This window comes from Streptomyces spectabilis, assembly GCF_008704795.1.
GTDB lineage: Bacteria > Actinomycetota > Actinomycetes > Streptomycetales > Streptomycetaceae > Streptomyces > Streptomyces spectabilis.
The window spans coordinates 478,176-500,611 of the sequence record NZ_CP023690.1 but is presented as its reverse complement, the minus strand read 5'-3'; the positions used below and the strand labels follow the sequence as shown (position 1 = coordinate 500,611).

General features: G+C 71.4%; 24 protein-coding genes. 14 read left to right on the top strand and 10 right to left on the bottom strand.

Going from position 1 to position 22,436, the window contains the following annotated elements; all coding sequences use genetic code 11:
- Positions 1–342 precede the first annotated feature (342 nt).
- The 5 genes from CP982_RS01965 (at position 343) to CP982_RS01945 (ending at position 4,905) form a co-directional block, all read left to right on the top strand.
- A complete protein-coding gene (locus tag CP982_RS01965) occupies positions 343–2,148 on the top strand; it encodes a sensor histidine kinase (protein WP_150508842.1) in 1,806 nt (601 codons plus the stop codon).
- A gap of 124 nt (positions 2,149–2,272) precedes the next feature.
- Positions 2,273–2,692 carry a roadblock/LC7 domain-containing protein gene (locus CP982_RS01960; RefSeq protein ID WP_150508841.1) on the top strand — a complete coding sequence of 140 codons (420 nt, stop codon included), beginning with the start codon at positions 2,273–2,275 and terminating at the stop codon, positions 2,690–2,692.
- A complete protein-coding gene (locus CP982_RS01955) occupies positions 2,689–3,045 on the top strand; it encodes a DUF742 domain-containing protein (RefSeq protein ID WP_144000803.1) in 357 nt (118 codons plus the stop codon). Before CP982_RS01960 ends, CP982_RS01955 begins: the two co-directional genes overlap by 4 nt.
- On the top strand, positions 3,026–3,646 hold the full coding sequence (locus CP982_RS01950; protein ID WP_150508840.1) for a GTP-binding protein: 621 nt from the start codon (positions 3,026–3,028) through the stop codon (positions 3,644–3,646). Before CP982_RS01955 ends, CP982_RS01950 begins: the two co-directional genes overlap by 20 nt.
- Complete coding sequence (locus CP982_RS01945) at positions 3,643–4,905, top strand: cytochrome P450 (RefSeq protein ID WP_150508839.1); 1,263 nt, start codon at positions 3,643–3,645, stop codon at positions 4,903–4,905. The genes CP982_RS01950 and CP982_RS01945 overlap by 4 nt, the downstream gene beginning before the upstream one ends.
- A 52-nt stretch (positions 4,906–4,957) precedes the next feature.
- On the opposite strand, the gene CP982_RS01940 is transcribed toward CP982_RS01945, so the two are convergent.
- Both CP982_RS01940 and CP982_RS01935 read right to left on the bottom strand, forming a co-directional pair.
- A complete protein-coding gene (locus CP982_RS01940) occupies positions 4,958–6,184 on the bottom strand; it encodes a cytochrome P450 (RefSeq protein ID WP_150508838.1) in 1,227 nt (408 codons plus the stop codon).
- 109 nt (positions 6,185–6,293) lie between these two features.
- The gene (locus CP982_RS01935) at positions 6,294–6,749 is read right to left on the bottom strand and encodes a winged helix-turn-helix transcriptional regulator (RefSeq protein WP_150508837.1); all 456 of its coding nucleotides are present in this window, start codon (positions 6,747–6,749) and stop codon (positions 6,294–6,296) included.
- A 136-nt stretch (positions 6,750–6,885) separates the two neighbouring features.
- Here CP982_RS01935 and CP982_RS01930 point away from each other — a divergent pair, with 136 nt between their 5' ends.
- Positions 6,886–8,187, top strand: coding sequence for an MFS transporter (locus tag CP982_RS01930; RefSeq protein WP_229879231.1), 1,302 nt, complete (start codon positions 6,886–6,888; stop codon positions 8,185–8,187).
- Here the strand turns inward: CP982_RS01930 and CP982_RS01925 are convergent.
- Together CP982_RS01925 and CP982_RS01920 are read right to left on the bottom strand one after the other, a co-directional pair.
- A complete protein-coding gene (locus CP982_RS01925) occupies positions 8,159–9,889 on the bottom strand; it encodes a methyltransferase (protein ID WP_150508836.1) in 1,731 nt (576 codons plus the stop codon). The two genes, CP982_RS01930 and CP982_RS01925, sit on opposite strands and share 29 nt — an antisense overlap.
- 39 nt (positions 9,890–9,928) lie before the next feature.
- Positions 9,929–11,095: a 4-hydroxybenzoate 3-monooxygenase gene (locus tag CP982_RS01920; protein WP_150515259.1), complete on the bottom strand. Its 1,167-nt coding sequence runs from the start codon at positions 11,093–11,095 to the stop codon at positions 9,929–9,931.
- Positions 11,096–11,340: 245 nt separating this feature from the next.
- Here CP982_RS01920 and CP982_RS01915 point away from each other — a divergent pair, with 245 nt between their 5' ends.
- Positions 11,341–11,610, top strand: coding sequence for a hypothetical protein (locus CP982_RS01915; RefSeq protein ID WP_150508835.1), 270 nt, complete (start codon positions 11,341–11,343; stop codon positions 11,608–11,610).
- A gap of 27 nt (positions 11,611–11,637) precedes the next feature.
- On the opposite strand, the gene CP982_RS01910 is transcribed toward CP982_RS01915, so the two are convergent.
- Positions 11,638–12,408, bottom strand: a complete 771-nt coding sequence (locus tag CP982_RS01910) for an alpha/beta fold hydrolase (protein ID WP_308294293.1) — start codon at positions 12,406–12,408, stop codon at positions 11,638–11,640.
- Positions 12,409–12,954: 546 nt separating this feature from the next.
- Here CP982_RS01910 and CP982_RS01905 point away from each other — a divergent pair.
- Complete coding sequence (locus tag CP982_RS01905) at positions 12,955–13,305, top strand: hypothetical protein (RefSeq protein WP_212669170.1); 351 nt, start codon at positions 12,955–12,957, stop codon at positions 13,303–13,305.
- A 145-nt stretch (positions 13,306–13,450) separates the two neighbouring features.
- Here CP982_RS01905 and CP982_RS01900 read toward each other — a convergent pair whose 3' ends face one another.
- On the bottom strand, positions 13,451–14,236 hold the full coding sequence (locus CP982_RS01900) for an alpha/beta fold hydrolase (RefSeq protein ID WP_150508834.1): 786 nt from the start codon (positions 14,234–14,236) through the stop codon (positions 13,451–13,453).
- Positions 14,237–14,353: 117 nt separating this feature from the next.
- On the opposite strand from CP982_RS01900, the gene CP982_RS01895 reads away from it, so the two are divergent.
- Positions 14,354–14,866 carry a MarR family winged helix-turn-helix transcriptional regulator gene (locus CP982_RS01895; RefSeq protein WP_150508833.1) on the top strand — a complete coding sequence of 171 codons (513 nt, stop codon included), beginning with the start codon at positions 14,354–14,356 and terminating at the stop codon, positions 14,864–14,866.
- Between the two features lie 124 nt (positions 14,867–14,990).
- A complete protein-coding gene (locus CP982_RS01890; RefSeq protein ID WP_150508832.1) occupies positions 14,991–15,182 on the top strand; it encodes a hypothetical protein in 192 nt (63 codons plus the stop codon).
- Positions 15,183–15,223: 41 nt separating this feature from the next.
- Here the strand turns inward: CP982_RS01890 and CP982_RS01885 are convergent, their stop codons facing one another.
- A complete protein-coding gene (locus CP982_RS01885; RefSeq protein ID WP_150515257.1) occupies positions 15,224–15,943 on the bottom strand; it encodes a dienelactone hydrolase family protein in 720 nt (239 codons plus the stop codon).
- 224 nt (positions 15,944–16,167) lie between these two features.
- Here CP982_RS01885 and CP982_RS01875 point away from each other — a divergent pair, with 224 nt between their 5' ends.
- Positions 16,168–16,515 (top strand): hypothetical protein, encoded by a 348-nt coding sequence (locus tag CP982_RS01875; protein ID WP_150508830.1) that lies wholly within the window; start codon positions 16,168–16,170, stop codon positions 16,513–16,515.
- A 55-nt stretch (positions 16,516–16,570) separates the two neighbouring features.
- Here the strand turns inward: CP982_RS01875 and CP982_RS01870 are convergent, their stop codons facing one another.
- Positions 16,571–17,110: a TetR/AcrR family transcriptional regulator gene (locus CP982_RS01870; protein WP_150515256.1), complete on the bottom strand. Its 540-nt coding sequence runs from the start codon at positions 17,108–17,110 to the stop codon at positions 16,571–16,573.
- Between the two features lie 272 nt (positions 17,111–17,382).
- Between CP982_RS01870 and CP982_RS01865 the strand changes: the two genes are divergently transcribed.
- Positions 17,383–18,324, top strand: a complete 942-nt coding sequence (locus CP982_RS01865; protein WP_150508829.1) for an alpha/beta hydrolase family protein — start codon at positions 17,383–17,385, stop codon at positions 18,322–18,324.
- Between the two features lie 29 nt (positions 18,325–18,353).
- Here CP982_RS01865 and CP982_RS01860 read toward each other — a convergent pair whose 3' ends face one another.
- Positions 18,354–19,280 (bottom strand): ketopantoate reductase family protein, encoded by a 927-nt coding sequence (locus CP982_RS01860; RefSeq protein WP_150508828.1) that lies wholly within the window; start codon positions 19,278–19,280, stop codon positions 18,354–18,356.
- 233 nt (positions 19,281–19,513) lie between these two features.
- Positions 19,514–19,795 (bottom strand): peptidase inhibitor family I36 protein, encoded by a 282-nt coding sequence (locus CP982_RS01855; protein ID WP_170316322.1) that lies wholly within the window; start codon positions 19,793–19,795, stop codon positions 19,514–19,516.
- A gap of 276 nt (positions 19,796–20,071) precedes the next feature.
- Between CP982_RS01855 and CP982_RS01850 the strand changes: the two genes are divergently transcribed.
- Together CP982_RS01850 and CP982_RS01845 are read left to right on the top strand one after the other, a co-directional pair.
- Entirely contained in the window at positions 20,072–21,664 is a 1,593-nt protein-coding gene (locus tag CP982_RS01850; RefSeq protein ID WP_150508826.1) for a hypothetical protein, read from the top strand.
- Between the two features lie 494 nt (positions 21,665–22,158).
- The gene (locus CP982_RS01845; protein ID WP_170316321.1) at positions 22,159–22,377 is read left to right on the top strand and encodes an MbtH family protein; all 219 of its coding nucleotides are present in this window, start codon (positions 22,159–22,161) and stop codon (positions 22,375–22,377) included.
- Positions 22,378–22,436 lie beyond the last annotated feature (59 nt).

Below are 22,436 nucleotides of genomic sequence, written 5' to 3'. Positions count from 1 at the left end.
TGGTTCGGAGTTGAACCGGATGTTTGCCTGCGGCGCGTGGGGGAGCGGTATCTGACGGTCCGCAGAAACGTTCAGCTTCGTGGTGGGCAGTGAGCGGCGCGGCGGAGGGAGGGAGCGGTTCCTCTAGCACATGCTCGGCATCCAAGGCTTCTTTCACGACGAAGGCGGGGATGCGGAGCCTCTGGTTCACGGTGCTTGCCACCACCACGCGATCTTGCGATTAGCATGACCATGCGCAGCCGTCGGAGGGCCGCGGCCCGAAGCGGGCCTCCTTCGCGACGGCACCGATGTGAGGGCGGGCCGACAGCCTGCATCCCCGTGCCGAGACCGAGGGGTCACGGAATGACTTTGTCCGCTGATGGGCGTCCGTCCGGCATAGCCGGCACTCCGCGAGCCGCGTCCTCGCTGCCGCTGCTCCTGCTCGGGGCGGCCGCCGTGGCGGGAGCCGCGGCGGCGGGGCTCGCGCCGTCGGCCGCCCGCGGCTGGGTGGCCGCCGTGGCCGTGGTCGGCTGGCTGCTCCTGGCCGTCGTCGTCTGGACGGGCCGCGCGGGCGCGGCCCGGCTGCGGGCGCACGCCGCGCAGTTGGAGAGCCAGCTCACCGGCGCGCAGACGCAGTTGGGCGCCCGGGGCGCCGAGGTGATCCACATGGCGCAGGTGACCCTGCCGACCGTGGCACGGGCCCTGCAGGAGGGCGCCGGACCGCAGGACGCCCTGCACCAGATCCGGCCCCCCGCCGAACCGGCGTACCGCGAGCTCCTGAACGTCTGCGTGACCGTCCTCTCCGACGCGGAGCGGCGTGCCGCCACCGCGGCGGCGGCACAGCACCACACGGCCGGTGACCTGACCCGGGTGACCGACGACGTACGGCTCCTCGCCGGTGAGACCCTCCCGGCGGTCGTCGCCGCGCTGCGCGGCGGCGCCTCGGTGGACCGGGCCCTCGCGAGCGTGACCTGGCCCGCCGACCCCACCCTGCGCGACCTGACCGAGGCCGCCGTGCGGGAACTCGCCCTGAGCGAGCGGCGCGCCGCCGCCGCCCAGACCGCGAGCGCGAAGGCGCTGAGCCGGGTGCAGGCCAAGTCCGTGAGCATGCTCGCCGATCTGCGCGAGATGCAGGACCGCCACGGCGAGGACGTCTTCGGCGATCTGCTCAGGCTCGACCACAGCACGTCGCAGCTCGGCCTGATGACCGACCGGCTCGCGCTCCTGATGGGCGGCCGCTCCAGCCGCGCCTGGAACAAGCCGATCGTCATGGAGAGCATCCTGCGCGGCGCCGTCGGACGCATCGCCGCCTATCAGCGGGTACGCCTGCACAGCTCCACCAAGGCGGCCGTCGTCGGCTTCGCCGCCGAAGGCGTCATGCACCTGCTGGCCGAACTGATGGACAACGCCGCGAACTTCTCGCCGCCCACCGACGAAGTCCACGTCTACGTGGAGGAGTCGCGCACCGGCGTCGTCGTCACGATCGAGGACAGCGGCCTGCGCATGTCCGAGGCGGCGCTGCGCCGCGCCAAGGAGTCGGTGTCCGGGCAGGCCGCCGACCTCGCGCTCCTCCAGGGCACCCGGCTCGGGCTCGCCGTCGTCGGCCGACTGGCCGTCAAGTACGGCGTCAGCGTGAACTTCCGCCCCTCCTCGCGCGGCGGCACCGGCGTCGTCATCCTGCTGCCCCCGCAGCTCCTCGCACAGCAGCCCCAGCCGGACAGCGCCCGTACGGCGGCGGTTCCCGCCGTGGAGGCCCCCGCCGCCCCGGAGCCCGACCAGACCGTCGTGCCGGAGGCCATCGAGGCGAGCCGCACCGGTTCCCTGCCGTCCCCGGTCGCCCCGGCTGCCCCGACTCCTCCGGAGCAGGCCACCGCCGACGGCACGGCGGACGGACCCGAAGCGTCCGGCGCCGCGCAGGCCACCCCCGGCGGCCTGCCCGTGCGGCGCCCCGGCCGCACGATGGCCGCCGCGCACGCCGCGACCGAACGGCGCACCGCCGCTGAACGGCAGGCCGGCCACGACGCCGAGCCGACCGGCACCGAAGGCGCGCCGCAGGACGAACGGCAGCGCTCCCCGCAGAGCATCGGGGACCGGTTCGGCGCGTTCCACCGCGCCCGCCGGGCCGCCACCGACACGGGCGAAAACCCGCGGCCGCCGCGGGCCGAGTAGCCGCCCGCCCCCTCGCGGACCGGCCCGCCCCGCAGGACCGCGAGGACCGTTCCTCGACCCCCGCCCCGCACACCGAAAGGGAGGCACGGGCGTTCGCACCTCCCGGTGACGGCCCCGACACACGATGACGACCACCGACAACAGCCTGAACTGGCTCCTGGAGAGCCTGCTCGACGGCACCCCCGGCACCCGGCACGCCCTCGTCCTCTCCCGGGACGGCCTGAAGCTGTGCTGGAGCCCCGGCCTGACCCTGGACCAGGCGGACCAGCTCTCCGCGATCTGCTCCGGCATGCAGGCGCTCGCCCAGGGCGCGTCGATGGAGTTCGGGGACGGCACGGGCGGCGTACGGCACTCCATGACGGAGTTCCACGGCGGCCTGCTGTTCGTCGTGGACGCGGGCCTGGGCGCGCACCTCGCCGTGATCGCCGACGAGGACGCCGACCCCGGCGTGGTGGGCAACCAGATGAGCCAGCTCGTGGCGCAGATCGGGGAGCACCTGAGCGCCGAGCCGCGCGGCCAGGGCCACACGAACGCCGCGTCATGAGCCGGCGGCCCGTCGACGTGGGCGACCCGGATCGTCTGTACACCATCACCGGAGGTCGCAGCCGTGCCGACGGCGGCGCCTTCGACCTGGTGACCCTGATCGTGTCCGAGTGCGAGCCGTCCACAGGCCAGCAGTCGGAGCACGTACGCATCCTGGAGCTGTGCCGTCACCCGACGGCCGTCGTCGAGATCGCCGCCGAACTGTCGCTGCCCATCACGGTCGTCCGCATCCTGCTGGAGGACCTCCAGGCCACCGGCCGCATCACTGCCCGACACCCGCGCGTGGCGGCGTCCGCCGCGCTGCCCGATTCCGCTCTTCTCACGGAGGTGCTCCATGGGCTCCGCAACCTCTGAGCTGCCGCCCGAGGCACGGACACCGCTGCGCGACACGGCCGAGTCCGGCCTGAAGATCGTCGTGGTGGGCGGCTTCGGGGTCGGCAAGACGACCCTGGTCCGCTCGGTCAGCGAGATCCGCCCGCTCAACACCGAGGAGGTGATGACGCGGGCGGGGGAGGATGTCGACCCCGTGCCGACGGAGTCGGCCAAGACCACCACCACCGTGGCCTTCGACTTCGGCCGCATCAGCCTCAACGACCGGCTCGTGCTCTATCTGTTCGGCGCGCCGGGCCAGAAGCGCTTCTGGTTCCTGTGGGACCGCCTCTTCTCCGGCACGCTCGGGGCGGTGGTGCTCGTCGACACCCGCAGGATGGACGACTCCTGGTACGCCATCGACCGGCTCGAACACCACGGCACGCCCTTCGTCGTCGCCGTGAACCGCTTCGACGGCGAGCACGCCTATCACTCCTTGGACGAGATCCGCACCGCCCTCGCGCTGCCCGCGCACGTCCCCCTCATCGACTGCGACGCCCGGGTCCGCTCCTCCGGCAAGGACGTGCTCATCACCCTCGTCGACCACCTCCACCACCTGGCACGGGAACGGGAACTGACAGCATGACCGAAGCCACCGGACCGGCGGCGCCCGGCACCCCGCCCGGCTGCCCCGCACACGGCGACGCGGTGCCCCTCAGCGGCCTGGAGTACCAGCAGACCCCCTTCGAGCTCTACCGCGACCTGCGCGGCCGGTACGGCTCCGTCGCCCCCGTCCTCCTCGACGGCGACGTGCCCGCCTGGCTCGTGCTCGGCTACTCCGAGGTCAGCTACGTCACCGCGCACGACGAGCTGTTCGCACGCGACTCGCGGCGCTGGAACCAGTGGGACCGGATACCCGCCGACTGGCCGCTGATGCCCTTCGTCGGCTACCAGCCGTCCGTCCTGTTCACCGAAGGCGCGGAGCACCGGCAGCGCGCCGGTGTGATCACCGAAGCCCTGGAGGGCGTCGACCAGTTCGAGCTGGGCCGCGAGTGCGTGCACATCGCCGACCAGCTCATCGCCTCCTTCTCCGGCCGCGGCGCCGCCGAGCTGATGAGCGCCTACACGCACCCGCTGGCCATGCGCGCCGCCGTGCACATGGTCGGCATGCCGCCGGGCACCGCCGACACCGAGGGCCTCGTCGAGGACCTGCGGATGTCCCTCGACACCGCCGAGGGCGACGATCCGGTCGCCGCGTACGGGCGGGTCGGCGAGCGCGTGCACCAGCTGGTCAAGGAGCGGCGCGAGCGGCCCGCCGCCGACGTCACCTCGCGGATGCTGGAGCACCCGGCCGGGCTCACCGACGAGGAGATCGTCCAGGACCTGATCTCGATCATCGCCGCCGCCCAGCAGCCCACCGCCAACTGGATCTGCAACACGCTGCGGCTGCTCCTGACCGACGAGCGGTTCGCCCTGAACGTCTCCGGGGGCCGCCTCAGCGTCGGCCAGGCCCTGAACGAGGTGCTCTGGCTCGACACCCCCACGCAGAATTTCATCGGCCGCTGGGCGGTGCGCGACACCCAGCTGGGCGGCCGTCAGATCCGCGCCGGGGACTGCCTGGTGCTCGGCCTCGCCGCGGCCAACTCCGACCCGCAGCTGTGGCCCGGCGCCCACGTCGGCTCGGAGAACTCCGCGCACCTGTCCTTCAGCAACGGCGAACACCGCTGCCCCTACCCGGCTCCGCTGCTCGCCGACGTCATCGCCCGTACCGCCGTGGAGACGCTTCTGGAGCGGCTGCCGGACCTGGTCCTGGGCGTCGATCCGGCCGCTCTCACCTGGCGTCCTTCGGTGTGGATGCGCGGACTGACGGCCCTGCCCGTCCAGTTCACGCCGGTGGCCCAGTAGCGTCGGCGTTCCGCCCGCCGGGGCGGAACGCCGTGACCGGTACGGGCGTCGTTCAGCGCCCCACCGGCGTGAAGACCACCGGCAGCGTCTGCGGCCCCCGGGTGAAGACACCGCGCTCCTCGGGGGCGAAGCCGTCCGCGAACCGCAGGTCGGGCAGCGCGTCGAGCAGGTCGTTGACGCCGGTCTCGACCTCCGCGCGGGCCAGCAGCGCGCCCACGCAGAAGTGCCGGCCGAGGGCGAAGGCCAGGTGGTCGGCCGCCGCGGAGAAGGCGGTCGTGGTGGTGAGGTCGTCACGGAAGAGGTCGAAGCGGTCCGGGTCGCGGTAGCGCGCGCCGTCGCGGTTGGCCGAGCCGATCAGGCAGGTGATCGTGGCCCCGGCCGGGACGGTGCCACCGGCGAGCTCCACCTCCGCCGCGGTCTGCCGCATGATCATGTGGACCGGCGGGGTCCAGCGGAGCGTCTCGACGAACGCCCGGTCGATCAGGGACCGGTCGGCGCGCACCGCGGCCAGCTGCTCGGGGTGGGCCAGGAGGTTCGCGAAGATGCTCGCGATCGCCTTGTCCGTGGTCTCGCCGCCCGCCGCGAGGAGGAGGCTGCAGAACGCCTTGATGTCCTCGTCGCTCATGCGCACGCCGTCGACCTCCGCGGCGCACAGCCGGGACAACAGGTCGTCCCCGGGCTCCGCGCGGCGCCGCTGGATGATGGGCAGCATGTACTCGGTGAACTCCACGCGGGTGCGCTCGCCCGCGGCCGTGACCTCGGGGTCGCCCGCGAGGTTGCCGAGGAAGGCGATCACGTTCGTGTACCAGCCGTGGAACCGCGCGTGGTCCGCCTTGTCCAGGCCCAGCATGTCCGCGATGACGTGCACGGGGAAGCGGGTCGCGTACTCCGCCACGAGGTCCGCCGAACCCCGGTCCCGGAAGGCGTCCACGAGCTCGCGGGAGTTGCGGCGGATCACCGGCAGGAACGTCTCCTGGAGTTCACTGCCCCGGAAGGCCGGGGCGACGAGAGCCCGGCGCACCGCGTGCTCGCGCCCGCTGAGCTGGAGGATCGTCCGCCCGTGCACGGGCTCCAGCTGCCAGTCGTAGTTGTCGGTGGTGAACACCGACTCCTTGTCCTTGAAGACCCGGGCCACGTCCTCGTAGCGCGAGACGACGTAGCTCTTGGTGGGCTCGTGCCACAGGAGCGGGGCGTGCTCCCGCAGCGCGCGGTAGACGGGGTAGGGGTCGGCGGCGAACTCGGCCGAGAGGATGTCCGGTATGGACTGAGCAGTGGACACGGGGCTCCTTAGGGGAACAACTGCGTGGCGGGGCCACCCTATTGATCAAGAAAAGGAACCGACAGGGCCCGTGGGCCTGGATTTCCCGGGAGCGGTCCTCTGCCGAAGCTCACTGCGCGGGGGAGACCTTGCGGACCGCGGTGTCGTCGGGGTCGAGGCGTCGCCCGTCCGCGGCCAGCACTTCCAGAGGGCGCAGCCGCTCTCCCCGGCGCCGGTCGAGCAGCTCCGAGTGCGGCTCCCCGGGGGCGAAGAAGTTCTCCTCGCCCCACTGCCGCAGCGCCACGATGACGGGGAAGAGGGACTTGCCCTTCGGAGTCAGTACGTACTCGCGGTAGGCGCTGCCGTCCGAGGCCGGGACGGATTCCAGGACGCCGCCGGCGACCAGGGTGCGCAGCCGCGCGGTGAGGATGTTCTTCGCCACCCCGAGGCTGCGCTGGAACTCCCCGAAGCGCCGGCTTCCGTCGAAGGCGTCCCGCACGATCAGCAGGGACCACCAGTCGCCGATCGCGTCCACGGACCGGGCGACGGGACATTCGCTGTCGTCGAAGCGCGTCCTGGTCACCATGGCGTCCCTCGCTCTCATGTGTGCTCAAGCGCTCTGCGCTCTGCGTTCTTGCGCTGGTTGCAACATGCTACCAAAAAGGCTTACCGTCGCCATCGTCATTGGTAGCAAGATGAAACCAGAGTGCGGAGGGGTCCGGATGCCCGGAAACAGTGAGTCAGTGCCGGTCGGGGCGGGGCCCGTCAGGGAGGGAGCGGCCAGGGAAGGAGCCACCGAAGAGGGCGCCGTCGGAGCGGGCGCCGCGTTCGTCCTGTCGCGCGGCGTCGTCATCCTGTTCGCCGTCGCCTGCGGAGCGGCCGTCGCCAACGTCTACTTCTCCCAGCCGCTCCTGGTGACGATGGGCCACGACCTCGGCATGAGCCCGGCCCTCGTCGGCAGCGTCGTCACCCTCACACACGTCGGATACGGCCTGGGCCTCTTCTTCCTCGTACCGCTCGGCGACATGGTGGACCGCAGAAAGCTCATCGCCGTCCAGTTGCTGCTCCTGATGCTCGCCCTGGTGGCGGTGGCCGCCGCCCCCACGGCGGCGATCCTGCTCGGAGGCATGGCCGCGACGGGGCTCCTCGCGGTCGTCACCCAGACGCTGGTGGCCTTCGCGGCCTCACTGGCGCCCGCGGCCGGGCGCGGCCGGGTCGTCGGACTCGTCACCAGCGGCGTGGTCACCGGAATCCTGCTCGCCCGCACCGCCTCCGGCCTCATCGCCGACCTCGCGGGCTGGCGCGCCGTCTACGCCGCCTCGGCAACGCTCACCGGGCTGCTCGCCCTGGTCCTGCACCGAGTCCTGCCGCGCCACAGCGCCGCCGCGCCGACCGCCCTGCGCTACGGAGAACTCCTGCGCTCCACGGTCACCCTGTTCGCCCGCGAACGACTGCTGCGGCTCCGGGCCCTGTACTGCCTGCTGGTCTTCGCGTCCTTCAGCACCCTGTGGAGCAGCGTCGCGCTGCCGCTCAGCGAGGCCCCGTACTTCATGTCCCACAGCGCGATCGGGGCGCTGGGCCTCATCGGTGTCGCCGGGGCCCTGGCCGCGACCGTGGCGGGCCGTCTGAACGACCGCGGCCGCTCCCAGCAGACCACCGGCATCGCCCTGGCCCTGCTCGCCGTCTCGTGGCTGCCCCTGGCCCTCACCCGCAGCTCGCTCTGGGCCCTGGTCGTCGGGGTGATCCTCCTGGACCTCGCCGTGCAGGCGGTCCACGTCACCAACCAGACCCTGATCTACGCCCTCCACCCCGACGCGGGCAGCCGGTTGATCGGCGGATACATGGTCTTCTACTCGATAGGCAGCGCCACGGGCGCCCTCGCCGCGACCTCCCTCTACACGGCTGTCGGGTGGGGCGCCGTCTGCGCACTGGGCGCCGCGTTCAGCTGCCTCGGCCTGCTGCTGTGGGCCTTCACCCGCACGCGGGGCCCGCGGGTCAGCCCTGCGCGGGAGGCCTCCGGCTGACCGTGCCCCGGTCGACCGTCGGCGCCGGAGTGGCCCTGCGGGCGTGCAGGACGTGGCCGTCCAGCGGTAGCGGCCGGTGTCCGATCAGGGAGAGGCCCGCGCTGGTGAGGAGTTCGGCGTAGTGGTGGGCGGTGCGTTCGCGCCCCCCGACGTTGCACCGCATGTGGAGGTCCCAGGCGGTGGCCAGGGAAGGGGAGTCGTCGATGGGCAGGAGGCGTTCCACGATGAGCAGGTCGGCGTCGGCGGGCATGGCACGGGCGCAGTGGCGCAGGATGTCCCGGCACCGATCGTCGTCCCAGTCGTGCAGCACGCGACAGAGGAGGTAGACGTCCGCGCCCGCCGGTACGTCCGCGAAGTCCCCCGCCACGTAGCGGCACCGGGCCGTGCCGAGGCGACGGCGGGCGGCCTCGACGACATGCGGGCGTTCGAGCAGTACGGCGTCGAGGTTCGGGTGGGCGTCGAGGACGCGGCTGAGCAGTTCGCCGTTGCCACCGGCGATGTCGACCACCGTGGCTCCGCCCGGAGCGCGGGCCGCGTCGGCGAGCACCGGGTGGGCGGGAAGCGGCTCGAACATGCGCCAGTTCGCGGCCATGGACCGGTCGAAGAGCTCGGCGAGGTGGGGATCGGCGGCGAAGTGGTCGAAGTGGTTGGCGCCGAAGAGGTGCTCGAAGGCGACCTGCCCGGTGCGCACCGTGTGCGCGAGGGCGGCGAAGGACTGATAGAACGGCCCGCCGTACATGAGGGCCAGGGGCCGCATCGAGCCCGAACCCTCCGCGCGCAGCAGCGCGCCGAGGGAGGTGAGCCGGAAGCTGTCGGGCGCGTCCTGGGTGACGACACCGAAGGTGGCGAGATAGCGCAGGAGCACCGCCAGACTGTCGGGGTCGGCGTCCACCCTGCTCGCCAGTGCCCCGGCGTCCACGGCGTGATCGGTGTCCATCGCGTCGGCCACCCGCAACTGGGCGAGCGCGGTCAGCGCCTGCGTCGTCCAGGCACCGGTCAGCAGCCGCAACATCGTCTCGGCGGGCTGTCGGCTGCGGAACTCGGCCAGGTGTGCCGCGAGTTGGCAGCGGTGGTCGCCAGGGGCGTACAGCTCGATGCGCCGGTAGCCGGCCTCGGACGCGGCGGGCGTGGCGAAGTAGAACACCGTGCCGTTCTCGTGCGGGTTGTAGCCGCCGCCGTCCGGCAGCGCCCCGTGCAGGGCGAAGGACGAGCGCAGACCGCGAAGGACCAGCGGGTCCGGGGCCAGCACCTCGAAGGCGACGTGCGCCTCGTCGTGCCGGGCGAGTTCGAGCGCCGCGACCTCCTCCAGGTCGGAGCCCGGCGGTACGGTCAGGGCGAACACCTCGACCGTGCGGCGCTGCCCGTCACGGCCGAGCACCACCGGGCGGAGGATGCGGACATCGAGGTCGTCCGCTGTACGACGGTGACGCAGTGCCAGGCGTTCCCGTACCACCACGCTCGGCTGGGGCGGCGCCTGGGCGACCAGGCCGCACTCGGCCAACGTGGCCTCCAGCGCCCGCGCGTGGGCGGGGAAGACGAGCAGAGCCGCGTGCGCGAAGCGACAGCGCCGCACCAGCGAGCGCAGCTCCGCGACGTCGAGCCCGGGCAACAGGAGCGGCAGGAGGGACTCGCTGTCCTGCTGGGTGACAAAGTCGACGGTCGCGCGCAGGCGCGACGTGTCGTCCGACAACGCCGTGATCAACGGGGCGTCCTCATTCCGGAACGTTTCGGTGGGGAGGTCTCACACGCCGACGTAGCGCTCGGCGAACCAGTCCTGCTGGCTACGCGAGGTGCGTAGTGAGGCCATGCGGGAGCGCCGCATGGAGTTGAGGAAGTGCGCGTCGCCGTCCCCGCCGGACGCGCCGTGCAACAGCTCGACCATCCAGTGCGAGAACTCCTGCGCACGCCAGATGTGGTCGAGGCAGCGGGCCGAGTAGCTCTCGACCCCGATGGAATCCCCGCGGGTGAGGTCGTCGATCAGGGCGCGGGCGAGCAACTCGGCCTCCAGGACCGCGAGGTTCGCTCCCTTGGCGGCGGACGGGCTGATCAGGCTCGCCGCGTCACCCGCCAGGAACAGCGCGCCGTGCCGGAGCGGTTCGAGCACGTCCGACTCCAGGTCCACGACGGTGCGCTGCACGATGCGGCCGCGGCGCAGCGGCCCGTACTCCTTGGCCCGCATCCGCAGGTCCAGCTCGTCCCAGATCCGCTCCTGCGACCAGGCGTCGGCCGGGGTGCCGCGCTCGCACTGCACGTAGTAGCGCGTGATCTCGGAGGTGCGTGCCATGTGCCCGGCGAAGCCCCGCTCGTGCACCGCGTAGCCGACGGCGTCGAGGCTGGGCGGTGCCTCGGCGAGCAGGCCCAGCCACGTGACGCGGTGGTCGCGGTGGAAGCGGCGGACCGCGTGGCCCGGCAGCGAACGCCGCCCTGCCCCGTGCCGGCCGTCGCACCCGGCGACGTACCGCGCACGCCACCGACCGGGCCTGCCCTCCGCCGTCCGCACGCTCACCGACGGGTCGTCGCCGTCCGCGTCAAGGACGGCCGTGGCCTCGGTGCCGAAACGGATCCGTCCCCCGGCCGCCTGGTAGTACGTCAGCAGATCGGCCACCAGGTCCTGTTGGGGGTAGACCGTGTGTGGTTCCCCCTGCCCGAGCGTGCTGTAGTCGAGGCGGAACCGGCCGTCCTCGGTACGGAACTCGCACGTGCTGTGGGTGTGCCCGCGTCGGAGCAGGCCGTCGGCCAACCCGTGCCGCTCAAGGATCCGTACGGTGTTGGCCGCGAGGAACCCGGCCCGGGCCCGCGCCCGGAGGCTGTCGCGGTCGGCCCGCTCCAGCACGACGCAGTCGATGCCGCGCGCAAGCAGGAGGTTGGCGAGGACCAGACCGGCCGGCCCCGCCCCGAGCACCACCACGTCGGCCACGCCGTCGACGGCGGGCAACTGCTGACCTTCTGTCACGGAGCAGATCTTATGCATGGAAATCTGCTCCTCTGACCAAGGACTCACCCGGTCGTGGCACTACGTGGGTTGGGCACGGTTCGCGGGTGGCGCCCCCTGCACGAGGCTGCGGCGGCGGTGGCGTCGGCCATCCGGGCAGCTTCGGCGGCGAGTTCCTGATCGGCCGTCACCAGCCGAACCCGGTGGGGGAGAATCCTCAGGTGAACTTGGATTCCTCCCGTGACCGCGCGCTGGGGCGCGGTGTCTTCGCGCTGATTCCCCAGGCCGACTCCGTGACCGCGACGGACCGGGCCGAGGCCGCGCTCGCCGCGCTGCGCACGGTGCCGGTGCACGTGGGCGTGCTCCAGGCCGCTGTGGTGCTCCTTGAGGAGGCCGAGCGCATGGACCAGGACGCGGCGCGCGCCGCGACGACCGCCACCACGGTGGGGCTCCTGAAGGCGGCGATCGCGCAGGCCGCGGACGACAGCTGAGGGCGACCGCCGCCCTTGCCGTACGCCTTAGGCAGTGGTCAGTTGGTCGACGAAGGCGCGAACGGTCGCGGCGAACTCGTCGGGTACGTCGCCGTGCACCACATGCCCGGCGGGAAGCTCGACCAGCTCGGCCCGACCGGCTCGGCGGGCGATCATTTCCCGGGCGTGATCCCGCGTCAGTACGACGCTGTCCGCTCCCCGGATCAGCAGGGTCGGGCAGCTCACCGATTCCCAGTCGCTCCAGTAAGCACCGGTGAGGGCTTTGTGAGACCGCACCGTGTCGTCGATGTCGAACGAATACCCCCAGCCGTCGTCGGATTGACGGAAGGCGCACTCGAGATAGGGCGCCACCGAGCCGAGCCCCGTCATCAGCGCCTGACGTGACGGTTGTCGGAGAGGCAGCCAAGTGGTCATCGACCAGTCGGCGTCGACGACGGCGCCGACGTCCTCGACGATCAGCGAGGTGACCCGGTCGGCGTGCCGGGCGGCGTATTGATAGGCGTTCACGCCGCCCATGGAGTGGCCGAGAACCGCCACTGGACCGATTCCCAGGTGGCGGTGGAAGGCCGCGATGTCAGCGACGTAGTCCGCCCGTTGATAGCTCTGAGCGCGGTCGGACTCGCCGTGCCCGCGCTGGTCCAGAGCGATGACCCGCCACTGCGGAGCCAGCGCCTCGGCCAGCGGGGCGAAGGTGGAGGCCTCGTTGTAATGCCCGTGAAATGCCAGCAGCGGGCGCCCCGGACCACCGAAGTCCAGGAACGACAACTGCCGCTGATCAGCTGTGAAGAATTCACGCATAACGCGCATGCTAGCGCCGACGTTGACGTCGAGATCGGCGAATTTCGAGCAGCCCTCCCTGGGAATGGGGCCATTCGGCCACCCGCCGCGGTGTGCGGTACCGGACGCTCTACATCCGGTTGGCGTACGGAGGAACGACGTCACGCTGACGGTCTCGCCCCTCGCGCCGGACCGCCCGGTACGCCGTACCGAACGCATGCCCCCGCGTACGCCGGGCGCCCGGGTGAAGTCGACCGCCAGCGCCTGGACGGTGCCACGTACAGCGGGTGCGTAGCGGCGGTACGCAGCACGCCGACGCCCTGTGAACGCCGCCGAGGGCGCATCGCGCAGGGAGGCGCCGTGAACGCGTCGATCCGGCAGGGGGAAGAACTACGCCCCGTCCAGGCGCCGACCGCCTTCTCGCGGCTGCCGCGGCCGCCGGTCAGCACCGAGGGGGCGGGGTGCTTCGGGAAGGCCCCGAATCCCACGGTGTCGCGCAGGGGGGTCGGGTACTCGCTCGCCAGCCTGGCGGCCCGCCGGGCGACAAGCGACTACTAGGAGAGCGCGATGACCGCTGCCTCGTCCGCCGGTTACCCGGAATCCGGCCCGTCACAGGCCACGGTTCCCGTGGCTCGTCGCACCGCGCTGGAGACCAAACCTGCCTTCAGGACAACGGAGTTGTTCGTCTACGCGGCTTCCGTCATCGCCGTCCTCATCGCTTCGGCGGTAGTGGGCGACGGGGACGGGGGCAGCGACCGCTTCGCGGCGGATCAGGCGTGGCTGTACGTCACCTTGCTGACCATCGGATATCTGGTCAGCCGGGGCCTGGCCAAGTCCGGTGCGCGGGACTCGCTTGCCCGGGACTCGCTGGACAGCACTCTTCACCAGACGCCCCACCAGTCCCGCCCGCATGGCTAGACCCCTCCAGTGCCACTGCGCATGCGGTCGCCGCCCCCGGCTTCAGCGATGAGGCCGGGGGCGGCGCGCCGTGGGGGAGCCGCGGTTGAGGGGCGGTCGGTGTCGTACCCCTTCGAGGCCGCCGGTGTCTCCCCGTGGATGGGGGTCAGTCGGCGTCGAGGAAGTCGCGGGTGAGCTCGACCAGCCCCGTGGGGTCGGCGAACCAGTCCATGTGGCCTTCGCCGTCGAGCTCCACGAGGCGGGCGCCGGGGATCGCGGCGGCCAGTTGCCGTGATCCCTCCATGGGGATCATGGCGTCCCCTCCCAGGCCGACGACCAGCGTGGGCGCCGTGATGCGGGGGAGGAGTCCGCGGATGTCCACGCGCGCGCCGAGGTCGATCTGGCGGCCGATGCCGGGCGGCGGCCACGCGTCCGCGAGGGAGTGGGCGAGTCCTTCGTGCCCGAACCGGTCGAGGGTGGCGGGGCTGAAGCCGGTGAGGGTGGAGAACCGCTTGAACAGCTCGCGGTCGGTGTCGAGGAGCCTGCGCCAGGTCTCGAAGTAGAAGCCGTCCCGCGGGCCGCCGGAGTGGGCCCAGCCTCCGACCAGGACGAGGCGCCGCACCAGGCCGGGGGCGGTGGCTGCGACTGCCGCGGCGGCGACGGCTCCCAAGGAGAAGCCGAGCAGGTCGACCGGGCCCTGGACCGCGTCGCGCGTCGCCGCGGCGACCTGGTCGGAGATCAGCTCGACGGTCAGCTCCGACCCGTCGTCGACGGTCTCTCCGCTGCCGCTGAAGTTGGGGCGCACCACCGTGCGGTCCCCGCTGAACTGGCCCACCACGTTGCCGAAGACCTTCTCGGCGTCGCCTCCGGTGCCGTGGACGAGGACCAACCCGGGGCCTTCGCCGTCGACTTCGTACTGGACTCGGGTGCCGTGTGCCGAGGTGTAGGGCATGATACTCACCGCTCATATGGCTAGTGCTCGTTTGATGAGTGCTAAGATAATGAGCGCTTGCCTGAGTGTCAATTAAGTCAGTGCTAAGCTAATTTGCTCCTGGAACTTGGAGGGCTCATGGCTGACGCGGTGGACGCGGTGATCGAGCAGTGGGGCAGGGAGCGTCCCGACATCGACTTCTGGCCCGTCGGCATCGTCGGCCGCCTCATGCGCATCTCCCGCATGTGGGACAAGGAGATCAAGGACTTCCTCGCCGGCCATGATCTCGAACCGGGGGAGTTCGACGTGCTGTCCACGCTCCGGCGCTCGGGCGCTCCGTACGAGCTGACCGCCGGTGCGTTCCTCAAGACGTCGCTGGTCACCACGGGCGCCATCACGCTGCGCGTCGACCGTATGCAGGGCAAGGGCCTCGTGGTCCGCACCCGCGCCGAAGGCGACCGGCGCTCCGTGAAGATCCGCCTCACCGACCACGGCCTCGACGTCATCGACCGGGTCCTGCCCCTGCACATCGCCAACGAGGCCCGCCTGCTGCGGGCCCTGGGCCCCCAGGAGCGCGCACAGCTGGCGGCGGGCATGAGCGCCATGCTGGAGTCCTACGGCGACACCCCGGCCTCGTCCCGCCCCGACTGATCGCGCCCTTCGTCGCTCCCCGGTGCGCGCCGCCACCGGGGTGCGGCGGGCCTTCGCCGTTCCCGCCCGATCACGGTCCTCGCGCCGCTACGCTCCGGTCTTCACACCGTCCTCGGGGGGACCCATGCGCCGCTCAACCGTCCTCATCCCAGCCGGCGTCCTCGCCGTCGCGGGAGGCCTCACCGGTCTCGTCCTCTGGCTCAACCAGCCCTCGTACGACGACCGGGTCAACGACTGTGTCGCCGCCCTGAAGGACCGGCCGCAGGGGGACGAGGCCGAGCCGGAGGCGTGCGAGGAGGCGAAGGGCGGGCACTGACCCGCGCGTACCCGGGTACCCGCGGGTCAGCCGACCGGGTCTTACATCAGGTGGCGGCCGAAGAAGCGGTTTCCGTCGTCCGCTTCGAACCACGGGGTTCCGGTGTGCCCGCCCAGATTGGCGTGCAGCGTCTTCTCCTTGGTGCCGAAGGCGTCGAACAGGTCAAGGGCCCGCTGGCGGGGGTTCCCTTCGTCGTCCCACTGAAGCAGGAACAGCAGCGGAATGGTGACCTGCCGGGCCTCCTCGCGCTGGGCGTGGGGCACGTAACCCCCGGCGAAGAAGCCGGCGGCCGCGATGCGCGGCTCGACCGCCGCGAGGCGGATGCCGAGGGCGGTCCACCCGGAGTACCCGACCGGGCCGCCGATCTCGGGCAGCGCGAGGAGGGCGTCCAGGGCGGTCCGCCATTCCGGGGCCGCGTTCTCGACCAGCGGGGCGACGAGGGACTCAAAGATCTCGTCGACCGGCTCACCCGCCCGCAACGCCCGGCGGAGGTCCGCGCGAGCCTGCTCGTCGGCGGCGGAACGGGGCCGGTCGCCGCACCCGGCGGCGTCGATGGTGGCCACCGCGAAGCCGTACGCCGCGCAGTACCGAGCCCGGGCCACCAGCCGGGGTTGCGCCTTGGGCAGGCCGTTGTTGTGGGCCATCAGGATCAGCGGAGCCGGCGCGGACTCAGGAGTCCACAGGGTGCCGGGGATCTCGCCGAGGGTGAATTCGCGTGCGAGCACGCCGTCGTCGAGACGCTGCTCGGAAGTGAAGTGCAGGGGCATGGTCGGGCCTTTCGGGAATGCGCTGGACGGCGCTCCCGGACGACCTATCGCCCGACCGTGACCCCGGAGGGGAGCACCCATGTCGATACTGCGTTCACGGGTACCACCTCCTCGTTCTCTCGCACGGCCTCCGGAAAGCTAGCAGTGGCCGTCGTGGTCCGCCAACGGGTTTTCGGGGCACTCTCGCTCTGAGCGGTCGGCAGGCACAGGGAGGACCCATGGGCGGGCACGATCCGCACATCCACGTCGAGGTGAAGGTGGTCCACGCCGCTGGCGCCGAACGCAACGTGATCGCTTCCACGTTCGGCCTCGTCGGTGACCTGCCGAGCCACGTGGCCACGGGGTGCGGTCTGCGAGTGCCGTACGCGATGACCTCTCCGCGTCCGGATCGCGTCACCTGCCTGGCCTGCCGCGAGCACGCGCGGCAGGAGCACCTGCGCTTCGCCGAAGAGGTCGAGCGCTTGAGCCGCATGCCCGGATCGACGATCAGCCCGGCCCAGGGGAAGCTGGTCGCGCACAGGCATCGCGGCCTTGCGCAGGCGTTCGCGTCCGAAACGGAGAGCTGAATCCGTAGCGGTCACCGGCCGTACGCCCGCCTCCGCGCTTCCGTCGCTGAGACCGTCAGCGGAGTCCCGCGACGAGGGTCGCCACGACGCGGCGCGCGTCGTAGCGGGGGTCGCTGTCGGCGCCGATGCAGAGGTTTCCGATGCCGCGCATGAGTTGGTAGGCGTCGAGGTCGGAGCGGATCTCGCCGGAGGCCGCGGCCGCGCCGAGGAGTTCGGCGCACACCGGCACGAGGCGGTCGAGGAAGTAGGTGTGCAGCGCCTCGAAGCCGGAGCTGTCCCCCCGCATCGCGGCGGCCAGGCCGTGCTTGGTGACCAGGAAGTCGACGAAGAGGTCGACCCACTGCCCCAGGGCGGCATGCGGTGTCGGGCCGGCCGCCAGCAGGGTCGGCCCGGCCTCGGCACAGGCGTCGACCTGGTGGCGGTAGACGGCGATGACGAGGTCCGCCCGGGTGGGGAAGTGGCGGTAGATCGTGCCCGTGCCCACCCCGGCCTCGGCCGCGATGTCGCGTACCGGCGCGTCCACACCCGAGGTGACGAAGACCGCCGCGGCCGCGTCGAGGAGGGTCTGCTGATTGCGTCGGGCGTCCTTGCGCATGGGCCTGGCCGCGCTTGCCGCGCCCTCGCCGTTGTCGTTGCCTTTGCCTTTGCCGTCGTCCACCGTGACATCCTTCCTGGTATTGCAAAGCGGAACGTCGTTCCGTATCGTATTCGGAACGAGGTTCCGTTTCATTCATGATGGCAGACCGCGGGGTGGCCGACCAGACGGCTGCTCCGTGCCCTCCGCGGGCCCGACCCGGCCTGCCCGGCGCCACTGGCCGCTCGTCCCGCCGCGCCACGACTGCGAAGCACCGAACGGAAGGCACTTCCATGTCCGACTCGAACACCACGAACGCCCGGAAGACCGCGGGCGCGCCCGCACTGGTCATATCCGCGAAGCCCGTCGTGCTGCCCGCGCCGGGCCGCGGCGAGGACCTGCAGGTCAGCGTGTCCGCCCCCGCGACCGGCGGGGATCTGCCGGTCATCGTCTTCTCCCACGGCTTCGGCTGGTCGATGGACGGCTACGCCCCGCTGGCGGACTTCTGGGCCGCGCACGGCTTCGTGGTCGTCCGGCCCACCCACCTCGACTCAAGGACGCTCGGGCTGTCCGCCGACGATCCCCGTACGCCGCGCGTCTGGCGCTTCCGTGTCGAAGACCTCAAGCGCGTCCTGGACGGACTCGACCTGCTGGAAGCCGCAGTGCCCGGCCTCACCGGGCGCCTCGACCGCGACCGCGTCGCCGTGGCGGGACACTCCTGGGGCGCGCAGACGGCGAGCACGCTCCTCGGCGCACGAGTCCTCGACTCCGACGGCGTACCCGGGGAGGACCTGTCCGACCCCCGCGTCAAGGCGGGTGTGCTGCTCGCGCTGACCGGCCTCGGCGACAGCCTCACGCCGTTCGCCATCGAGCACCTCCCCTTCATGAAGCCGTCCTTCGACACCATGACCGCGCCGGCCCTCATCGTCGCCGGGGACAACGACCGGTCCCACTTGTCCACGCGCGGACCGGACTGGTTCACCGACCCCTACACCTACAGCCCGGGGAACAAGAGCCTGCTCACGCTGTTCGAGGCCGAGCACTCGCTCGGGGGCATCCCCGGATACGAGGTCGCCGAGACGACGGATGAGAGTCCCGCCCGCGTCGCCCTGATCCAGCGTCTCAGCACGGCCTTTCTGCGCAGCGCCCTCTACCCCGAGGACACCGGTTGGAAGGCGGCGGCCGCCGCGCTGGAAGAAGACCCCGGGCCGCTGGGGACGCTGCAGAGCAAGTAGCCGGGACCGGTCGCGGGAGCGGGCGCCGCTCAGCGGCCTTCCAGGTCGGCCATCAGGCGTTCCGCCAGTGGTATGGGGATGCCGTGTCGGTCGGCCGCTCGGAGCAGGGCCCCGCCGATCGCGTCGAGTTCCAGCGGGCGGCCCGCTTCCGCGTCGCGCTGCATCGACGACTTGCTGCCGGGCGGGAAGGCGTCGTAGCGGGCCAGGATCCCGGTGGCGTCCGTCGGCGCGCCGCAGGCCCTGCTGACAGCGGTGGTCTCCTCGACCAGGGCCTCCAGCTCCGCGCGGCGCGCGGACCGGATGTCGCCGATCGGCAGGCCGTAGCGGGTGGTGAGGAGGGCGAAGGGGGCAAGGAACGCCAGCTTGGCCCAGAGCACGGCGTTCTCGTCCGGGACGACGCGGGTGTCCGCCCCGGCGGAGGTGAGCAACGCGGCGAGCGGGACGTGGGGCTCGTGCCGGACGGCCAGGTCGATCTCCAGGAACGGACTGCCGTGTTCGATGACGCCCGGGGCGGTGCGGGTGGACTCGACGCGGATCACGGCCGGTGTCACCCGTTCCGCGCCGAAGTGCTTCCGCAGGGTGTCCAGATGCTCGACGCCGTTCAGCAGCGGCAGTACGTAACCCTCATCGAGGAGATGGGGCGGGACGCGGTCGAGCGCCGCGTCGAGCGCGGTCTGCTTGACCGTCACCAGACACAGGTCGACGGGTTCACGCAGCAGCATGTCCGCCTCGACGGCGGCGGTGAAGTCACCGAACTGCGCGCTGTGCACGCGGATGCCGTCGCGGCGCAGGGTGCGTGCGGTCTCCTCGGCGGCGACGCAGATCACGCGGTGCCCGGCGCGGGAGAGCAGCGCGGCGAGGAGGCCGCCGATCCCTCCGGGGCCGAGCACTGCCACCGTCGAGCGGGGCGGGACGGGACGGGAACCGCCGCTGAGCGGCGGTGCGGTGTGGGGCATGGGGGTCCTCTCGATTCACGGGTCGGCACCTGTCCCGCCGCTTCGGCCTCGTCCGGACCTGGCGGGAGGGGCGGGACAGGTTGCCGCCCCGGGCCCGAGAAGATCATCGAGGGGAGGCAAGAGGCTAGTCAATCCTCGAGTCTTCTTGGCCTGACCCAAGGTAAACCTTGGGTCAGGCGGGCCTACCGCTGCCGTGTGCCCGTGCCCGTGCTGTGCGAGGGCCGTCGGTCGGCTCAGTACCAGATGACGGAGCGGGCCTTGTCGTTCATCGCGTCCCCGACGTACGGGGCCGACCCCTTATAGGTCTTCTCCGTGCCTTGGTAGTGCGGGTCCTCAAAGAGCTGCATCCAGCAGTTGCCCGCGGGGATCAGCGAGCTGATCGACCTCTCCCAGCCGCCGGTGAGGGTGTCCAGGAACCAGTCCCCGGCCTGGTTGTCCGCGCAGCCGCTGTCCGCTGTCAACGTCCACGACTCACCGCCGTAGTTCCAGTCCTTGTAGACGATCCCGATGATCACCGAGGAGGCCGCCGCCCGGGCGCGCGGTCGGGCCGCGGAACCGTTCAGCTCGGCGACGAAGCCCTTGTCCGAGGCGGCGGCCTTCGGTGACGCGGGCGCGTCGGTGACCCGGCCGTGCGTGGCCGCGCCGATGGCCTCGCGGAAGGGCGTACCCGCTCAACGCCCGGTCAACGGCCCAGCTCAGCGAGGTGTCGACAGCCCGGGGCTCGCACAACCATCCGCCCGCCTCGCAGGTCAAAGGCGCGACAACGAACAGCAACACCCCATGGGGGAATCTTGAAGAAGTTCTCGGCGGTGATGGCCACGAGCCTCGTGGCCTGCGCTGCCACACTGGTCGCCGTGCCCGCGGCGCACGCGGGTGACGGTGGCTCCCGCAGCCGTACGGAGACCCTGTTGGAGGGCGGCAAGGTCTACGCCCTCTATGAGCACATGTCCGCGCGCTTCCACCCGAAGGACGTCACGCTCAAGATCCACGCGCCGGACGACACCAAGGTCCTCGCAAGCCTCCGCCTCGACGGCACCGAGACCTGCCCGGACACGGGCGACTGCTACGAGGACACCTTCCGGTCCGGGCCGGTCACCCTGCCCGCCATGGGCGCCTATGTGATCGACGTCGTGGCGAGGGAAGGGCAGCCGAACGAGGTCGTCCAGCGGTCGACCGGCTTCCTCAACTACGGTCTGAACCCGAGGCTGACCCTCAGCAGCAACCACCCGCGGATCTCCTACGACCACTCTTCGCTGGAGATCTCCGGATCCCTGGTGGCCGAGGACCCCAACACCCACGAGGTGAAGCCGTTCGCCGGGGTGGGCATGTACTACCGCGCCCGGGAGTCCCGCGGCGAGGGCTGGGTGTGGACGGACGCGACGGGCCGGTTCACGTCCGACGCGTACTTCAACGAGCGCAGCACCGACACCACGTACGAGTACATGTTCGACCAGCAGCACGAGTCGCTCAAGCTGCCCTTCCACCAGCAGGCGCTGAACCTCAAGGTGGACGCTCCCAGCGGCACGGTCACCGCACCGTACGGCAGTGACATTCCGGTCCGCGGCAAGCTCACCCGCATCGCGGACGACGGCACCGAGAAGCCCCTGGCCGCCGAGGTGAACATCGGCACCGATGCCACCGTGCAGAGCGGGGAGAACGGCACCTTCTCCACGCGGTACACGGTTAAGCAGGGCGGGCAGGTGAGCATCCGGCCGACCGCCTGGAACTGGTTCACGGCGCCGACCCCGCACACCTTCACGCTGGCCGCGCCCCCTCGGACGAGCGCACTGTCGAACGTCGAGGCCGAGGTGAGCAAGTACCGCAAGGTCACCTTCACCGGCAAGCTCGGAGTCACCCGGGGGTCGTATCCGAAGGGGGCCACGACGAAGGTCTCCATCGACCACCGCCCGGAGGGCGGGACCTGGTCGAGCACCGGCACCTTCGACGCCGCGTACGGTGCCTCCTTCACGGCGTCCTCGCCGAAGAAGGCCGACGCGGGCGGCCACTGGCGGCTCCGCCTCGTCAACGCCGACGTGAACGGTTCGAGCAGCAAGCTGGGACGCACGTACACGCGGGTGTGGAACGACGGCGTCACGCCCGAAGGCGTGCGCAAGGGGGCGACGGTCACGGCCAAGGGCGGCCTGATGCGGAAGTCGGGATCCACCTGGCGGCCGTACGGCGGGCAGAAGATCCGCGTCTGGTTCAAGGCCGCGACGAGCGGTTCCGCGTGGAAGGAGCTGGGCAGCACCAAGACGCTCGGCGACGGCACGTTCAGCAGGAAGTTCACCGCGCGGCAGGACGGTACCTGGCAGATGCGCTACACCGACACGGACGCCTCCCACTACGCGGACCACGGCCGTGAGGACTACGTCGACGTCCGCTAGCGAGCACTGAGGCCCGCACCCGAGGCGGCCCCACCGGAAGCCATCCGGTGCGGGCCGCCTTTGTCGTCGGCGCGTACGTGGCTCGCGCTGTGGCCCGATACCGCAGTCTCCCGCGAGCCGTCAATTGTCATTCCCCGGATTTAACCGTTCCTGTACCCGCTCTTCCTTCGGTTAACTCGCCTATGTGTACCAGGCGTTTCGTGATGCCGGTCACGGTTGAACTTGATTCGCGTCCCACGTAGTGTGATCATCGCCGCCGAGAACGGGGGAAGTGCAGGCTGGTCGAGCGATCCGTAACGGGCGCTTGAGTAACAGAACTTGGGGGATGTGCGGAGCCGTCACCATCGTGTGCAACGGCCGCTTACGGGGGATTTTGCCGCTCTGGCATGAAGTAAATGACCGCTGCCTGTTGTCTGTTCAGGCGCGGCTTGCTGTGTGTTTGGACAGGTGTGTCCCCGTCCGCGTCCCTCTCCGCGCATGCCGAGAGGTGCAGTGTGAGCAATCCATTCGAAGACGACGACGCCCAGTACCGGGTCCTGGTGAACAACGAGGGCCAGTACTCGCTCTGGCCTGCGGAGATCGAGGTCCCTGCGGGCTGGGAAGCACGGTTCGGGCCGGACGCCCGGCAGGCCTGCCTCGCCTATGTCGAGGGGAACTGGGCCGATATGCGCCCGCTGAGCCTGGCCCGGGAGACGGAATCCGCGGGTTCTTGAACACGGCGTGACGCGGCGCGGCAGTAGCGGTTCCCGCCACTGCCGTCGCCGCCGTCACC

Coding starts and splice junctions, on each gene's coding strand:
- CP982_RS01965 (WP_150508842.1), top strand. CDS start 343: ATGACTTTGTCCGCTGATGGGCGTCCGTCCGGCATAGCCGGCACTCCG.
- CP982_RS01960 (WP_150508841.1), top strand. CDS start 2,273: ATGACGACCACCGACAACAGCCTGAACTGGCTCCTGGAGAGCCTGCTC.
- CP982_RS01955 (WP_144000803.1), top strand. CDS start 2,689: ATGAGCCGGCGGCCCGTCGACGTGGGCGACCCGGATCGTCTGTACACC.
- CP982_RS01950 (WP_150508840.1), top strand. CDS start 3,026: ATGGGCTCCGCAACCTCTGAGCTGCCGCCCGAGGCACGGACACCGCTG.
- CP982_RS01945 (WP_150508839.1), top strand. CDS start 3,643: ATGACCGAAGCCACCGGACCGGCGGCGCCCGGCACCCCGCCCGGCTGC.
- CP982_RS01935 (WP_150508837.1), bottom strand. CDS start 6,749: ATGGTGACCAGGACGCGCTTCGACGACAGCGAATGTCCCGTCGCCCGG.
- CP982_RS01930 (WP_229879231.1), top strand. CDS start 6,886: ATGCCCGGAAACAGTGAGTCAGTGCCGGTCGGGGCGGGGCCCGTCAGG.
- CP982_RS01910 (WP_308294293.1), bottom strand. CDS start 12,408: ATGCGTGAATTCTTCACAGCTGATCAGCGGCAGTTGTCGTTCCTGGAC.
- CP982_RS01905 (WP_212669170.1), top strand. CDS start 12,955: ATGACCGCTGCCTCGTCCGCCGGTTACCCGGAATCCGGCCCGTCACAG.
- CP982_RS01900 (WP_150508834.1), bottom strand. CDS start 14,236: ATGCCCTACACCTCGGCACACGGCACCCGAGTCCAGTACGAAGTCGAC.
- CP982_RS01895 (WP_150508833.1), top strand. CDS start 14,354: ATGGCTGACGCGGTGGACGCGGTGATCGAGCAGTGGGGCAGGGAGCGT.
- CP982_RS01890 (WP_150508832.1), top strand. CDS start 14,991: ATGCGCCGCTCAACCGTCCTCATCCCAGCCGGCGTCCTCGCCGTCGCG.
- CP982_RS01875 (WP_150508830.1), top strand. CDS start 16,168: ATGGGCGGGCACGATCCGCACATCCACGTCGAGGTGAAGGTGGTCCAC.
- CP982_RS01870 (WP_150515256.1), bottom strand. CDS start 17,110: ATGCGCAAGGACGCCCGACGCAATCAGCAGACCCTCCTCGACGCGGCC.
- CP982_RS01865 (WP_150508829.1), top strand. CDS start 17,383: ATGTCCGACTCGAACACCACGAACGCCCGGAAGACCGCGGGCGCGCCC.
- CP982_RS01860 (WP_150508828.1), bottom strand. CDS start 19,280: ATGCCCCACACCGCACCGCCGCTCAGCGGCGGTTCCCGTCCCGTCCCG.